The organism is Candidatus Galacturonatibacter soehngenii (genome assembly GCF_008830185.1).
In the GTDB taxonomy this organism is placed as follows: domain Bacteria; phylum Bacillota; class Clostridia; order Lachnospirales; family Lachnospiraceae; genus Lachnotalea; species Lachnotalea soehngenii.
In genome coordinates, this window is the sequence record NZ_WAGX01000005.1 from 352,484 (window position 1) to 368,372 (window position 15,889).

The 15,889-nt window shown below is 35.0% G+C and carries 15 protein-coding genes; 3 read left to right on the forward strand and 12 right to left on the reverse strand.

Features of this window, described 5'->3' with window-relative positions:
- Positions 1–228: 228 nt before the first annotated feature.
- From F7O84_RS09120 to F7O84_RS09130, 3 genes are all read left to right on the forward strand, one after another.
- Positions 229–537, forward strand: coding sequence for a hypothetical protein (locus tag F7O84_RS09120; RefSeq protein ID WP_207708051.1), 309 nt, complete (start codon positions 229–231; stop codon positions 535–537).
- A gap of 79 nt (positions 538–616) precedes the next feature.
- On the forward strand, positions 617–1,534 hold the full coding sequence (locus F7O84_RS19195; RefSeq protein ID WP_243140850.1) for a CatB-related O-acetyltransferase: 918 nt from the start codon (positions 617–619) through the stop codon (positions 1,532–1,534).
- A 69-nt stretch (positions 1,535–1,603) separates the two neighbouring features.
- On the forward strand, positions 1,604–1,861 hold the full coding sequence (locus tag F7O84_RS09130) for a YkgJ family cysteine cluster protein (RefSeq protein WP_151144285.1): 258 nt from the start codon (positions 1,604–1,606) through the stop codon (positions 1,859–1,861).
- A gap of 7 nt (positions 1,862–1,868) precedes the next feature.
- Here F7O84_RS09130 and F7O84_RS09135 read toward each other — a convergent pair whose 3' ends face one another.
- The 12 genes from F7O84_RS09135 to asrA form a co-directional block, all read right to left on the reverse strand.
- Positions 1,869–2,780: a PLP-dependent cysteine synthase family protein gene (locus tag F7O84_RS09135; protein ID WP_151144286.1), complete on the reverse strand. Its 912-nt coding sequence runs from the start codon at positions 2,778–2,780 to the stop codon at positions 1,869–1,871.
- Between the two features lie 3 nt (positions 2,781–2,783).
- Positions 2,784–3,950 (reverse strand): trans-sulfuration enzyme family protein, encoded by a 1,167-nt coding sequence (locus F7O84_RS09140; RefSeq protein ID WP_151144287.1) that lies wholly within the window; start codon positions 3,948–3,950, stop codon positions 2,784–2,786.
- Positions 3,951–3,994: 44 nt separating this feature from the next.
- Positions 3,995–4,906 (reverse strand): class I SAM-dependent methyltransferase, encoded by a 912-nt coding sequence (locus F7O84_RS09145; RefSeq protein WP_192451706.1) that lies wholly within the window; start codon positions 4,904–4,906, stop codon positions 3,995–3,997.
- Between the two features lie 210 nt (positions 4,907–5,116).
- A complete protein-coding gene (locus tag F7O84_RS09150; RefSeq protein WP_151144289.1) occupies positions 5,117–6,790 on the reverse strand; it encodes a glycoside hydrolase family 13 protein in 1,674 nt (557 codons plus the stop codon).
- Positions 6,791–6,840: 50 nt separating this feature from the next.
- Complete coding sequence (locus F7O84_RS09155; protein ID WP_330578758.1) at positions 6,841–7,680, reverse strand: carbohydrate ABC transporter permease; 840 nt, start codon at positions 7,678–7,680, stop codon at positions 6,841–6,843.
- Positions 7,677–8,561, reverse strand: coding sequence for a carbohydrate ABC transporter permease (locus tag F7O84_RS09160; protein WP_151144290.1), 885 nt, complete (start codon positions 8,559–8,561; stop codon positions 7,677–7,679). Before F7O84_RS09160 ends, F7O84_RS09155 begins: the two co-directional genes overlap by 4 nt.
- Before the next feature lie 89 nt (positions 8,562–8,650).
- Positions 8,651–9,889 carry an ABC transporter substrate-binding protein gene (locus tag F7O84_RS09165; protein WP_151144291.1) on the reverse strand — a complete coding sequence of 413 codons (1,239 nt, stop codon included), beginning with the start codon at positions 9,887–9,889 and terminating at the stop codon, positions 8,651–8,653.
- Positions 9,890–10,161: 272 nt separating this feature from the next.
- Positions 10,162–11,199: a LacI family DNA-binding transcriptional regulator gene (locus F7O84_RS09170; protein WP_151144292.1), complete on the reverse strand. Its 1,038-nt coding sequence runs from the start codon at positions 11,197–11,199 to the stop codon at positions 10,162–10,164.
- A gap of 119 nt (positions 11,200–11,318) precedes the next feature.
- Positions 11,319–13,052, reverse strand: a complete 1,734-nt coding sequence (locus tag F7O84_RS09175; RefSeq protein WP_151144293.1) for a S8 family peptidase — start codon at positions 13,050–13,052, stop codon at positions 11,319–11,321.
- Between the two features lie 53 nt (positions 13,053–13,105).
- Positions 13,106–14,071 carry a sulfite reductase subunit C gene (gene asrC / locus F7O84_RS09180; protein WP_151144294.1) on the reverse strand — a complete coding sequence of 322 codons (966 nt, stop codon included), beginning with the start codon at positions 14,069–14,071 and terminating at the stop codon, positions 13,106–13,108.
- A 14-nt stretch (positions 14,072–14,085) separates the two neighbouring features.
- Complete coding sequence (gene asrB / locus F7O84_RS09185) at positions 14,086–14,880, reverse strand: anaerobic sulfite reductase subunit AsrB (protein WP_151144295.1); 795 nt, start codon at positions 14,878–14,880, stop codon at positions 14,086–14,088.
- Complete coding sequence (gene asrA, locus F7O84_RS09190; protein ID WP_151144296.1) at positions 14,873–15,889, reverse strand: anaerobic sulfite reductase subunit AsrA; 1,017 nt, start codon at positions 15,887–15,889, stop codon at positions 14,873–14,875. Before asrA ends, asrB begins: the two co-directional genes overlap by 8 nt.

Sequence of the window (15,889 nt, forward strand, 5' to 3'; positions counted from 1 at the left end):
TTGAAGTTTCAAGGTTTGATAATTCTATCGATACTGCTTGTATTGCTTCGATGGTTATTCCTCCTACCAACGTTCAATTAGCATGTTAAGACGTTCCTCATGATGGAAATAACTTAATTTTGTACATGGACGTGGCTCATATTTTGTTGTTACCACATTTGCCCTGTAATGATAAGACCAGTCGGCCATTTGTTAATATTGTGTCAATATAGATTTCAAGATAATATTATGGTATCATTAGGAAAGGGTAAAGTTTATCTAACTTGGTACCACGAAAATGTGACTGTAGTAGATATATGGGAGGCTTGTAGTATATCAAAAACCACATTTTATTATCATTTAAAATCAAAGGAGCGTGGCAGTTATAATATGAGGGACGAACTTACTAAAATTGCTGTTATGATTATTGAAAAGGGGCAAAAGCTGGACAAATTCGCAATAAAAGTAAGGCAATTGATTTATACACTGCCTCTGCCTATGCATTCTTGGGGTTTGAAGTTACTTGGTGTATTAAGATGGGTAAATTTAATTGGTTAGATGAAACGAAAAAAGCGTTAGAAAATATATATGATGTTGCACCAGAATTTCGAAAATAATATTGCAGCAGGGAGATAATATGATTACAATAGAACAAAAGATTATAATAATCGGTTCAACGGATTTGTCGGAAATTGCTTACTGCGGTTTACAGTTATCTGATACATACTTTAGAATTGTTAATTACATAAGTGATTCTAACACAGTGGATACACATTTTCACGATGTAAAGATTCAACCGCTAAATCATTTGGTACAAATTCTAAAAGAGACTTCCTTTGATCTTATTTTTGTATTTAGCGAATTTGAAACTGAAATAAACAATCTATTATTTCAGCTAGGAGTATCTGCTACAAAAATTAAAAATAAAGATAATATAAGTAGTTATCTGACAAAGCCTCAAATAATGTTATTCCTAAAGGAGGAAATCCACTTAAGATTTCATCGTAAATATGTATCCTCTATTATCCATGCAGGTGACTTTACATACGGAGTTCCACTTGTTCTCATGGATGACGATAAGACTTCTTTATTTATTGGAAAATTCTGCTCCATTGCTCATGGTGTTTCCATTTATTTAGGCGGGAATCATAGAAGTGACTTTAATACCACTTATCCCTTTAATATGTATATATCCGATTATAAACATCTTACAGGACATCCTTGTACCAAAGGAGATGTAAGAATTGGCAATGATGTCTGGATTGGTAGTGATGCTAAGATTATGTCTGGTATTACAATTGGTGATGGTTGTGTCATTGGGGCAAATGCATTGGTAACGAAAGATATTCCCCCTTATTCGATTGTCGGTGGAGTACCTACAACCTTAATACGAAAACGCTTTGACGATAGATTTATTGCATGTCTAGAGGAAATGAAGTGGTGGGACTGGGACTATGAATATATTTACGATGCAATTCCTTTTTTGCAAAGCAATAATTATGATGCGTTATATGATTACTATTTAGAACGCATCAATAATAATCACACGCAGTAAAACCTATCACCTATCTTGCTTTTTAAGTTTGATAGGTGATAATACTTGTTTAGTTTAGGAGGTAACAATATGAACTGTAGACCAGGATGTGCTGCTTGCTGCATTGCCCCTTCTATCTCTTCACCCATCCCTGGAATGCCAAACGGAAAGCCAAGCAACAAGCCATGTGTTCAACTTTCCAAGGACAATCTTTGTAAGATTTTTGGTAAAAAAGAAAGACCTTCTGTTTGCAGTGCCCTAAAAGCAAGCGAAGAGATGTGTAAGGAAAACGCGAAAGAAGCTTATGATTACTTATTATCACTTGAAGAATTAACAAAACCAGATTGAAAGCCCTCTACTCATAGAGATTCGCACTAAAATAACGATCTCCACGATCTGGGAGAATTACCACTACATTTTTTTGTTCAATCGTTTGGATTAATTTCAGGGCAGCTGCTGTAGCTGCTCCTGATGAAGACCCAGCAAATATTCCTTCTTTTTTTGTTAAATCTCTCGCGCAGGCAAATGCTTCTTCATCACTAATTTTTATAATCTCATCCACTAGACTCATATCCATGGTATCTGGTATAAAGTCATTTCCAATTCCTTCTATATTATAATCACCATGATTACCACCACCCATTGTTGAACCAATTGGGTCTGCTAAAACTCCCTTAATATGGGGATTCTTTTCTTTTAGGTATCTTAAGATTCCACTAAAAGTTCCACCACTTCCAGCTCCCATAACAACATAATCAATCTTTCCATCCAAAGCTTCATAAATCTCTGGAGCAGTCTGTTCGTAATGTGCCAATGGGTTGCTAAGGTTTTTAAATTGCTCAAAGGAGATGGAATTTGGAATCTGTTTTGTTAATTCTTTTGCCTTTGCCACTGCTCCTAACATTCCTAGTTCACGGGGCGTATTAACTATCGTTGCACCAAGTGCCTTCATTAACTTTTGTTTTTCCATTGAAAATTTAGTAGGTACAACAAATATAATTTGATAGCCTTTATTTAAAGCTGCAAAAGCAATTCCTAATCCTGTATTACCTGCTGTGGCCTCTATTATAGTGTAACCCGCCTTTAGGTTTCCTTTTTTTTGAGCATCTGCTATCATATACTGTCCAATTCTATCTTTTACACTACCACTTGGGTTATATAATTCAAGTTTTGCAAATAAATTTACATCTTTTTTTTCATTGATATAATTTAATTTAACTAAAGGCGTATTCCCAATTAATTCTTGCATAGATTCATAATATCTCATACTTTAGTTCTCCTTTGAAGCTTGTATCGCACGTTCAATGTCTGCGATGATCTCCTCACCCTTTTCAATTCCAACAGAAAGACGAATTAGCCCTTCTGTAATACCAACTTCTTGTCTTATTTCGTAAGGAATGGAGGCATGTGTCATACTCGCTGGATGGCATACAAGAGATTCTACACCTCCAAGACTTTCAGCTAGGGCTATAAGTTCTAATCCATCATAGAATTTCTTAACGTCATAATCATCATGTAATTCAAATGCTAACATTGCTCCCCCGTTTTTCGCTTGCTTTGCATTTATTTCATAGCCAGGAAAATCTTTTAGTCCCGGATAATAAACTTTCTTAACAGCCTCATGATTAACTAAGTAAGATGCAATCTTTTCTGCATTCTCAACATGTCGATCTAGGCGAACTCCTAATGTCTTAATCCCCCTTATTAAAAGAAATGAATCAAATGGCTGTAAAATACCACCTGTCGCATTTTGAATAAAAGCAATTCGTTCTTTTAATTCTTCCTTATTTACTACTACAAGCCCAGCTATCAAATCACTATGTCCGCCAAGATACTTAGTTGCGCTGTGTATTACAATATCTATGCCAAATTCAATTGGCCTTTGCAAATAAGGTGTCATAAAAGTGTTATCTACAATTGATAAAATATCATGTTTCTTTGCCAGATTAGCAACGGCTTTTAAATCGGTAATTGTCATAAGGGGATTTGCCGGGCTTTCTACAAAAATAGCCTTTACGTCATTTGTAATTTTTTTATCCAGTTCCTCTAAATTTGTTGTATCTTCAATCGAATATCCTATGCCGAAGTTCTTAAATATTTTATCTAGAACACGAAATGTTCCACCATAAACATTACTTGAAATAATAATTTTATCTCCTGATTGAAATAAACTTAGGACTGCTGTTATGGCTGCCATCCCTGATGCAAATGCATATCCAGCAATTCCCCCCTCCAATTCTGCAACTAAAGCCTCCAACGCTTCACGTGTTGGATTTCCTGTTCTGGAATATTCATACCCAGTATGATGCCCAAGACTTATTTGTTCATAAGTTGACGTCTGATAAATTGGAACATTTACTGCACCTGTTGTTTTGTCCCCATAGATACCTCCATGGATCAATGCTGTTGAAATATCATTATAATTTTTCTTACTCATAACGAATCCTCCTTATTAAATTATTATTTTTAGTTTATTTATCTTTAATTATTTTCTCTTGGTTTTATAAATTCAGCTGCAATAAAATGAACATTTTCAAAAGCCTGTAGATTATCATGCCTATTAGCAAAATACCTATCCTGAATTTGTTCTGGCGACTGATGTTCTATTACACGATATCCACTGTCAGATAAGGCTTGGGTTAATTCCTCCACAGTAAAGCCTTCCATCATTTTTTCTCCCAGCTGCGCGGTTAAACTTTTTAATTTCATGACCCTCTCTGGTCCTTTATCATTTTCCCACGATACCTTATCTGGAAAATCAAAAACAACCAGACTTTTCAACGCTGATATTCTTGAAATTTGATCAAATGTTTTTTTCAATGTATCCAGTGTCAAATAATAAGATACGCCAAGTATAGAAAAAAATGTTCTTTTATTTGTATCAAATCCTGCATTTAACAGTATTTTATCAACACTATCCTTTTCAAAATTAATGGGAGCAAAATGTACATTATCTGGAATCTCCCAATTAAGTTTCTTAATCTTTTGATTTTTATGCTGTTGGGTATTGGGATGATCTAATTCAAATATTTCAATGTCAGGGTTTTTGTTACGAAATGCAAAACTATCTAATCCTGCCCCACATATCACAAGTTGACAACTACCATTTTTCTCAGCGAACTCCAGTATTTTGTTTTCTGTATATGCAATTCGTGATAATGGAATTGGTGACACATATTTATCCAAAAACTCATTCCACGCAATCGCTTTTTTTCCATCTGATTGAACTGGAATCTTTTGTATGATTAAAGCTTTTAAATATTCATATTCATCCTTTCCTAACAAATCATATGACAAATAATCATCAAACACTTTATCTTTGCTGTAATATGAATGATAAGCTCTTGCAAGCGCACATACTTTTGCTGTTATACTTTCTTTTTTTTCAAGCACTGTTACGTCCCTTTCATTGTATTCATATCGACTTACTATGATTTAATTATATCATGACCATACCAATTGTCAATCAATTTTGCCTATGGCTAGTTATACCTATATCCTATAACAAGTAATACGTTTTACATGTTTACTCATGTACATTACTTCATACAAAAAACAGACCTATTTACTAAGTCTGTCTTTAAAAAGTGGGCTTTGGTTTAACTATATGTATAATACCAATGCCTCATAGGGCATTAAAACAACATTTTTTTGTATTACCTGTCTGTCATAATTTGAAATTAAGCATTTCACATGCTTGCCCATAAATTCTTCTGGTAACGACATTTGTGCCTCTTTATCTGTGAAATTTAATATAACCAATAATTTATTATTATCATATTCTCTCTTATATGCAAATATTTGCTTATGATCTTCTTCCATTAATGTGTAATCACCGTATGGAATAATATCATACTCTTTTCTAAGTTGTATTAATTTTTGATAATAACGAAATACGGAATCATGTCTTTTTAATTGTTCTTTGGCATTGATTCTTTTATAATTCTTATTTACATTAATCCAAGGTTTTACTGTCGAAAATCCCGCATATTCTGAATCATCCCATTGCATTGGTGTTCTGGCATTGTCTCTTCCTCTAGCCTGTATGCATTTCATCATTTCCTCTTTTGAAATTAATCCAGAGCTTGTTAACTCTTCATAGATGTTAAGAGTTTCGATGTCTCTATACTCTTCTATTTTATCAAAATATGCATTTGTCATTCCCAGTTCTTCTCCCTGGTATATGTACGGTGTCCCTTGCATCATATGAATACAGGTGGCTAACATCTTAGCAGATACTTCTCGATACTCTACTTTATCATTTCCAAATCTTGATACACTTCTAGGCTGGTCATGATTACCTAGATAAAGGCTGTTCCATGCTTTACCTTGAAGCTTAGTCTGCCATTTAGTCATTACTTTCTTTAATTCTTGTAAATCAAATCTCTTTGTTGTCCACTTTCCTAATTCACCATCGCCAATTGATACATGCTCAAATTGAAAAACCATATTTAGCTCTGTTTCATTCTCATTTGCATATTTGATAGCTTCCTCAATCGTAACTCCTGCCGCCTCACCAACTGTAATTAAATCATATTTTGATAATACTTTTTGATTCATCTCTTGTAAGTATTCATGTACTCTTGGTCCATTTATATAATAAGGAGAACCATTGCCATATAATCCGCCATTTAATTCTCCATCTGGAAAACTTTGAACCTTTGATATCATACTGATTACGTCCATTCGAAAGCCATCAATTCCTTTTTGACACCACCAATCCATCATTTCAAATACTTCATCTCTTACCTTTTGGTTTTCCCAATTTAAATCTGGTTGTTTTCTTGAGAACAAATGCAAATAATACATATCTGTTTTTTCATCGTATTCCCACGCCGAACCTCCAAAGGAAGCTCCCCAATTATTGGGTTCTTTTCCATTCTTACTTGTTCTCCAAATATAATAATCTCTATATGGATTATCCTTGGATTTGCTACTTTCAACAAACCATCTATGTTCATCCGAGGTATGATTAACTACTAGATCCATAATAACTTTGAGACCCAAATGATGAGCAGTATCAAGCATTGTATCAAACTCTTCCATTGTCCCAAACTCTTTTAAAATCGCCTTATAATCTGAAATATCGTATCCATTGTCGTCACAAGGAGAATCATAAACGGGTGAAATCCATACAACATCCACCCCAAGCTCTTTTATATATTCTAATTTTTCAGTTATCCCCTTTATATCACCAATCCCATCCGCATTACTATCTTTAAAGCTTCTTGGATATATCTGATATACGACACTTTCTTTCCACCATTTTTTTTTCATAAAACTCCTATCTTTGAACTGTCATCACATTGCCAGCCATTTTTTTATTTTTATTTTATCGCACCAGCTACTACCCCATTCATTATCCACTTCTGGCAGAATATATAAACAATTAATACAGGAAGTAGCACCAGTAAATAAGATGCAAAAGCCAAATTATAATTAACCGAAAATTGACTTTTAAAAACATATTGAGCCAATTGCAATGTTTGCTGCTTTGAATCGCTTAATAATACCAGAGGCATTGTAAAATCATTCCACGTCCACATAAACGATAAAATAGCTACAGTTGCAGTGGTAGGCTTTAAAATAGGAAAGATTACATAGGAAAATATTTGCAATGGTTTTGCCCCATCTATCTTTGCCGCTTCATCTAATGCTTCTGGGATTGACTTAATTGCTCCGCAATATAAAAATGTGTTCATAGGTAATCCAAAAACAACATATAAAAAGGTAATACCTATTATATTATCAAGATGAAACGTATTGGCCTGCACTACTAATGGTAGCATAATGACGCTAAAGGGTATAAACATTGCACTGATAAAATAATAGTACATAAATCTAAAAAATTTACTTTTCTTTCGATTTCTTGTTATTGCAAATGCTACGAAGGAATTGGTTATTAACGTAAAGAATAGATTCACAATTGTAATAAACGCTGTATTAAAAAACTTTCTTGGATACTCAGTCATTTTCCACGCATCTGTAAAATTATGTAAACGTAGTACCTTTGGTAATGCTAAGATATGGTTCATATCCGTTGGATCTTTGATTGCAATCATAAGAGCCATATATAAAGGTAATACAATAAAGGAAAGTATTCCTATTATCAGGAGAATCGTAATTGGCCAATTATAGTGCTCTTTTTTTATACTCACTTTACTCACCCTAATCTTTCCTCCCTTTTTTCAAGTATTCGTAATTGAAGTAAAGATATTGCAACTACAATAACAAATAATACGACTGCATTAGCAGATTGATACGCGAACTGTCCACCGCCAAAGCCCTTTTTATAGATTAAGACAGCAATTGATGTGGTTGATGTTCCAGGCCCCCCATCTGTCATAGCCATAATCTGATCATATACCATCAAATATCCTTTTGCCGATAATACCATGTTAATGGTAAAAGAAGGTGCTAATAAGGGAAATGTTATATACTTAAATCGTTTCCATCCACTCGCTCCATCTAAATCTGCCGCCTCATAAACATCTGTATCAATTGATTGCAAACCTGCAGTATAAATCAATGTATTAAAAGCACAAGAACTCCATACCGTAACAATTATGATGCCCCAGATTGCATAATTGGTTCCCAAAATATTCGTACTTAAAGCCTGTATTCCAAAGGCCTTTCCAAACGCTGGTACCAGATTTGCAAATATATAATTAAAAATAAAACCTACAATTAATATTCCTAACATATATGGTAAGAAATAAAATGCTTTTAATGTATTTTTAAATTTTATCTTGGCATTTAACGCACACGCCAAAAGTAAACTAATTACATTTACTAAAATAGTAGTAATAATTGCAAATCGAAAAGTAAATAAATATGCACCAATGGTATCGATATCTGCAAATATATGTATGTAATTGCGTAGACCTACAAAAGACCAATTGCCATACCCTTTCCAGTTCGTAAAGCTATAAAAAATACCTTTGATAAAAGAAAGAGTATGAAATGCAAAGAATAATACTGCCATTAGACTAACAATCACATAGTAGATAGGATCAACCGCTTGTTTTCTTTTCTTTATTCGCTTCATTTCATTCCCATGACCTTTCTTGCCGACCTTTTATTCCTACTGCTTCGAACACAATTATTCGAAGCAGTATTCTTTGTCTTTACACCAAGTTAATCTACATTTGCAATATCATATTTTTCATCACAATTCGTTAAGAATGTTTGAATGTTTTCTTTATCCTCCACTCCATTGACATAGTTTAATGAAAATTCTGAAAGCAAAGCTGATAAGTCAAATCCATTTGGATAGTAATGATCTGGAAAATTTGCTACTTTTCCAGCTGCAATATCTTCTTTTACACCGGCAACGGTTGGATTTTTTTGTTCCACTCCTTTTACGGCGGAAAAAGCAAATTGATCATCAATGTATGTTTGTGCATTTTCTTTTTCTAGCATATAGGCAATAAACTCCTTTGCAACATCGAGATTCTTTGAATCTTTTGCTGCGCCAAATAATACGTCAACGCCAGAAGTCACAAAGTTTCTTGATGGGTCATTAGAGGCTGGAAAGGCAAACATATCCACTTTGAAATCTGCATTTGCTGTGATAAACTGATTTATTGCCCAGTTTCCATTAATCATCATATACGCTTCTCCACTTGCAAATGCTTTGTTTCCATCATCATATGTAGTTCCCATAAAGTCTTCTTGCGCATGGCTTAATATCTCTAAGTATTTTTGCGCTATTTCTTGATGAGTTGATATAAATGTAGTTTTATTTATTAATCTATCATCTGTAAAACCTTCTGGTTGTAAGTCTGGAGCCATACTATTCCAAGAACACAAACCAGTCCAACTATCTTTATAAGTTAAAAGAAATGGTACTTCGTTTGCTGCTTCAATCTTATCTACTACTGTCATAAATTCATCCCAAGTTTTAGGTACCGAAAGCCCCAATTTTTCGAATTTGTCTACATTGTATAAAACACCAGAGGCATTTGTTGCATAAGGAATACCATACGCTACTTGCTCCTTGTCTGCATTCACATCATATACCATCTGCAAATAAGAGTCTTGAACCTTCGTTACAAAGTCCTCTCCACTTAAATCTGCAAGAACACCTGCACTTTGTAGTTCCTTATAGTTATTATCTCCACCTAGTGCAACAATATCTGGAATATCATTTTTCGCCAATCTCGTCTTTAAAACTGTCCCCGCATCTGCAGGAGCCGTAATCACAATTTTGGTGTCTGGGTGTGATTCATTAAACGAATCCACTAATTGTTGCAAAATTTCTTTATTCTCTGCCTTTGAAGAGAATAATTCTATTTCATTGCTTTTTCCACATCCCCCTAAAATACCTACTCCCAATACTACGACAGCAAAAATTGCAAAAAAGTTTTTCTTCATTTCATATTTCCTCCCAATTGAAATTTCTTTTTTCACAAAACATTTTAAAACTTGGCTATTGCTGATTTATTTGTTGCGCAACATAATCCTTTTTACAATTAAATCGTATCACAGAAGACGTGTCTTATTCAATAGGTTTCGTAGGAAACTACACATATTAACAAATATCATATTTCTATATTGTATATTTTTACTAATTTATGCAAAATAAAATCCATATGAATTTTCCTAAGATATTAACAAGTATTCTTACTTTCTATCTTGTGGAAAATTCATATGGATGTTTGAATATTATTTGTAATTCTATTTCCTACAGAATCTCTTTCAATTAACTTAACTTCTATTTTAATATTTCTATTTTGAATTGATTCATCTTTAATTAGCTTTATCAGCTGTTCTAATGCAATATCAGCTTTTTTACTAACATCTTGATGAATGGTTGTTAATTTGGGGTGAATCAGTTCGGTGTACATATTATCATCAAAGCCCGTTACTGATATATCTTGTGGAATCTTCAAGCCACGACTCAGAAAAAAATTGATTCCCTCCATTGCAGCATAGTCAGAAGAAAATGCAATGGCACCGGCCTCTTTGAATCTAGGAATCCAATCTTCATATTGCTTCATTCGTAATTGATATTCAGGATATACTAACACATATCTTGATTTACTGCAAAATCCGCCTTGACTTTCCATTGCCTTTTTAAAACCAAGCCATCTATAATAATCACTAGCCTGTCGGGTTTCTGCCAGAAAAAGAGCTTTTGAATATCCTCGGTTTAACAAATATTCTCCAATTTGATATCCTCCCGAAAAATCATCAATCCCTACATTAACGTATGGAAGTTCGTTTTCTGAATAGGTATCTATCATAATAATTGGTTTATTTAGCTTTCTTCTTAGAGCAATAAAATCAGTACTTGTAAATCCTAAGGCTACCAACCCATCTACATTCCATTGAGAAGCAACCTTTGCAATCTTTTCTATATCAGTACCGCTAATCAGCATAATATAATATCCTGCATAATCTGCTGCTTTTCGCAAAGAACCAACGAACTCTCCCACAAACGGATCTTGCATTGCATTATATCCATGAGTCTCTTCATATGACATAATAAAACCAATTATTCTAGATACATTGCTGGTTAATATCATAGATCCCATGTTCGGAACGTATCCTTCTTTTTTCAAAACCTCATTAATTTTGTCTATGGTTTGTTTTGAAACCCTCTTAGTGTTGCCATGTATCACATTTGAAACCGTGGTTCTGCTAACACCAACCATATCAGCAATATCCTGTAACCGAATCATATCTTGATGTCTAATCCTTATCTCATGGTATGGGATTAGATTTTCCCTTCTCTATTATCATAAACTGTATTCATTATATTCCATTTTTATATGATTTTCCATACCATAATTTTTCTTCCTTACAATGGTAAACTATCCCTCACACAAAGCGCCCCCCATCCAACCTGTGGATTTGGATACACCGAAAATCCTGGCAATGGCCTTGCTCCTTTGATTAGATAGGCTTTTACTTTCTCACCATAAAGAAACGGATCATTCCCATCTGTAATTCCCCACTGCATCATCATAGCACAAGCCCCTGTCACAAAAGGGGTTGCCATTGATGTTCCAGTGAACACACCATATCCACCATTTGCACTGGTTGATGTGATATCAACTCCTGGAGCAACAATGTCTGGCTTTACCAATCCTAGATTTCTTGTATATCCTCTGCCCGAAAAAGCAGCATAGCTTCCTAGTGCTGTATTATAAGCGCCAACTGAAATCGCTCTTGATGATGTTGAGGGGATGGTTAGAGTCGTATCTGCATTGGGGCGAAGGAAATTCGTTCCTACATTTAATGCTCCTTCACTTGGCAGCCACATATGATATTCTCCTGACACTATCCTTCTAGGTACAAGAATAATTGTCCATATCCCATCCGCAATATAATAATCGCGAGGTATAAAATCGATATATATTTCTTGTGCCGTGCTATAAGGACTTGGCTCTCCATAATATAATAATAACTGCGTTCCTTCTAATACAAATCGCTGTGGACCAAGAATTGGTTGTAGGGGACCTACTGTTACTCCACCAGGTGATCTTATCATAATGTCAACATCGTCAGAATAAGACTTCCAAATTTGTACGTTTAGCGTAGTTTCATATTCCGTTACTGCTATTTCAATCTCTTGAGGTACTCCTTCAGTCAATATTCCAGAAGTATGACCTGCTGTGGCACCTTCATTTCCAGTTCCAATGCAGATACAGCTCTTCCATATGTTTGCAGTCAGGTTAATGTAGGTTTCTAAAAGAGACGTCCCATCATGTGAGCCATATGTATTCCCAAAGCTTAAATTAATGGATACAGGTAATCGATATTCCAATGCCCTCTTAACAACATAATCAATTGCCTGCATCAACTCCGTTGTTCTTGGAAAAGAGTCTGTTCTTGGCGTCCCAAGCTTCACTACAATTAAATCACTTAAGGAAGCAACACCTCGATATAACCCATTTGAAGCTCTTCCATTTCCCGCTGCAATCCCAGCTACCGCGGTACCATGACCACTTAGATCCCTACTCGGGACAATTTCCATTTGTGTCTGCATATTAGGTGCTGACAAAGCTTCATTAATTTGCTCTCTTAAATACAGCGTTCCTATCCTATAACCTTGTGGGGGATTTCCCTGAATTGTTTGATCCCATAGCTCCAATATCCTTGTCGTTCCATTTGGATTTCTAAAATCTGGATGTGTATAATCAATTCCAGAATCAATAATAGCCACAAGTATACCTTGCCCAAATAAATTATATCGAGATGTTTGCAATGCACTCATACAAGAAGCCGCTCTTCCATCGTTGACAGCAAAAAACAATCTTTTCGGCTTTTCAATATATTCGATTTCAGGAAAGTTTGGCAGTTCTCTTAATACACTTTCCGTTACTGTTAGGATTGCAAATTGATTCATAAGTGGCACTACATCAATTGCTTCTGATTGTAGTCTTTCAATATCGCCATTATATTTTACAATCACATCCCATGTTCGCTCCTGTTCATCATAACCTACGTTCAGGTTTAATGATTTTTCTCTTTCCTGATCCGTAGCATCTAACGCAAGATTAAGAAGATTTTCTATTTTTTGATTTGCCATAAATGCCTTTTTCTTTCATCATATGCAAAAGCCTACCAAGAAATATCTTTTTTCTATTTTGGTATAATACCACTCCAGTAAATGCGATGCGTAACCTCTGCTATTTCTGGCAATTTTACATCCTTTAATGCCCAGTTCTTAAATTCTTCAAATCCAGTTCGATCTACAATATAACCAATGTGTTCCTTTCCTCCTGGCGCATTTACATCAATATATTCCTTAACGTAATCATACGTATTTTTTACTATTTTAATGATGCTTTCTTCATCTGCCCATTTAATAAAATCTTCTCCCAAACGTGGATTCTTCTTTCCCGTTCTTCCAAGCAATGTTAAACGATAATATTTCTTTTTACTTCGAGTCCATGCCATATTCGGACAACTAAGTACACATTCTCCACAACCAATACACTTACTTTCATCTCTTTGAGGTCTGTTGTTTACAAATGATAATGCTTGAACCGATTTCTTTGCACATGCTTTCACACAGGCTTGACAGCTGATGCATCGATCCGCTTCAAACTGTGGCACCGTCATACCTAGAATACCAAAATCATGCATTCTCACCTTTCCACAGTCATTGGAGCATCCTGTAAATGCTACTTTAAAATGTAGGTCATTTGGAAATATTGCAACCTCCATCTTCTTTGCAAAGGCAGTGGTGTCATAGCATGCATATGGACATACTGTATTTCCAACACACGCTGTTATATTACGCGTTCCTGCTGCACTATAGCCACTCCCTCCATTTTGTTGATTGATTCCCATTCCTTCTATAATCGGCTGTAAAAGTTTGTTTACTTCATCAATCTTATCAAATGGAATACCTAATATTTCAAATCCTTGTCTTACCGTAATATGAACGGTTCCATTTCCATAGGTATCTGCAATTTCCTGAATAAGAGACAAATATTTTGCCTCCATACGCCCACCTGGTATTCTGACTCTGGAGGCTGTAATGCCACGTTCTTTTGTAACACGAAATGCATTTTTCTTTAGACTTTTTGTATTCATATCCATGTCAATTCCCTCCATTAATCAACCAAATGTTTTCCTTGCGTATAACGAAACACAGGACCATCCAGGCACACATATTGATTTCCAATCTTACAATGCCCACATTTTCCAATACCACAACACATCTTTCTCTCCTGTGAAATCCAAATGTTATCTTCTTGCAGACCAAGCTCAAGTAATGCAAGCACACTAAAATGCATCATAGCAGGTGGCCCAACAACAATAGCCACTGCTTCTTTTACCTCTTTTAATTTTAATTGTGGAATATACTTTGTTACAAGTCCTATCTTGTGTTCCTTTGTTTCTTCACCCGCATCTAAAGTAAGAACCACATTCATAGACTCTCTCCAAAATTCAAAATCTTTTTCAAAAAGTATATCTTCTTTTGATTTAAACCCTGCAATAAACGACATGTCTTTTCTGCTTGAAGCGTTCTTTGCAAAATAATCAACGACTCCTCGAACAGGTGAAACCCCAGTTCCTCCTGCCACAACAACAATCTCTTTTCCTTTGTAATCGTCTACATCAAAGCCATTTCCGTATGGCCCTCGAAGAAATAATTTATCACCAACATATTTTTCAAACACTTCATTGGTTACCTTACCAACGCGTCGGATAGTTAAATCAACGCATCCGTTCTCGATTCCACTCACTGAAATGGGAGCTTCTCCATATTTTGGAAAGGATACTTCAAAAAACTGACCTGGCTTTACTTCTCCATCGTATGCCATACGAAACGTATACTCAATTTCCGTATGCTTAATTACTTCAACTATTTCAGATAAAAATGGTATATATTCATTCTTATTCATGTTCCATAACCTCCTTCATTCCATTTTCTAATTTATTGATACAATGGGAGAAGGAAATATATTCAGGGCATATATCATCGCATCGACCACACCCAACACACATGTGATAACCATTTCTTTCTTTGTAATCTAACACTTTGTGAAGCACTTTAAATCTCATTCGATCTCCATTTTTTTGACGATAGCTGGCTCCACCAGCAACATCCGTATAACCATCAACCATGCAAGAAGCCCATACGCGTCTTCGCTCCCCTGCCTTTTCGTTGTCGGTGTAAAAAATATCTTGCATTGTAAAACATGTACAGGTAGGACAAACAAAATTACATCTTCCACAATTAATGCATCTTGTATCATATTCCCTCCACATATTGGAATTTCCAATCTGATAACTTAAGTTAGAAGGAATATTTACTCTTGTTTTTGTTTCCGTTACATAAGCTGGTGTAACGGAAAGATTATTTGTCGCATATTGGGACAATAATTTTTCAAGCTGATTCGACTTGCAATCCAATTGATAGCCATTTTCACTCCTATCAATGCTCATATCATATTCATTAGATTGATTGGTCCCCATGTCAACACAAAAACATGAATCAAATGCCGTCTGACATCCCATTAGCACAAAAACTACGCGTTCTCTAAGTCTTTGGTAGTAATAATCACTAAATCCATTTCTTAGATAGATTTCATCCAATCTTTTTACACTATGTAAATCACAGCTTCTTAGAAAGACAATTGCTCCCTGTTTTGGTGCGTCCGCTTCCTTTACACTATCTTCTGTAAAATAAAATAAGGTCTGTGAGATTGGAAGTAACACTTCTTTGAACGAATATTCTGCCTTTTTATCAAAAACAATTTCTTCTATCTTGTTTATTTCTCCATAGCGAATACAATCTGTATCTGAAAAGCGTCCCCCATCTTGAAAACATTTCGGAGCGTAGATTAAGTAGTCTTCCTTTAATTGGGAAAGTATTTCATTCATTTGCTCTTTGCTTAATTCGTATCCCAT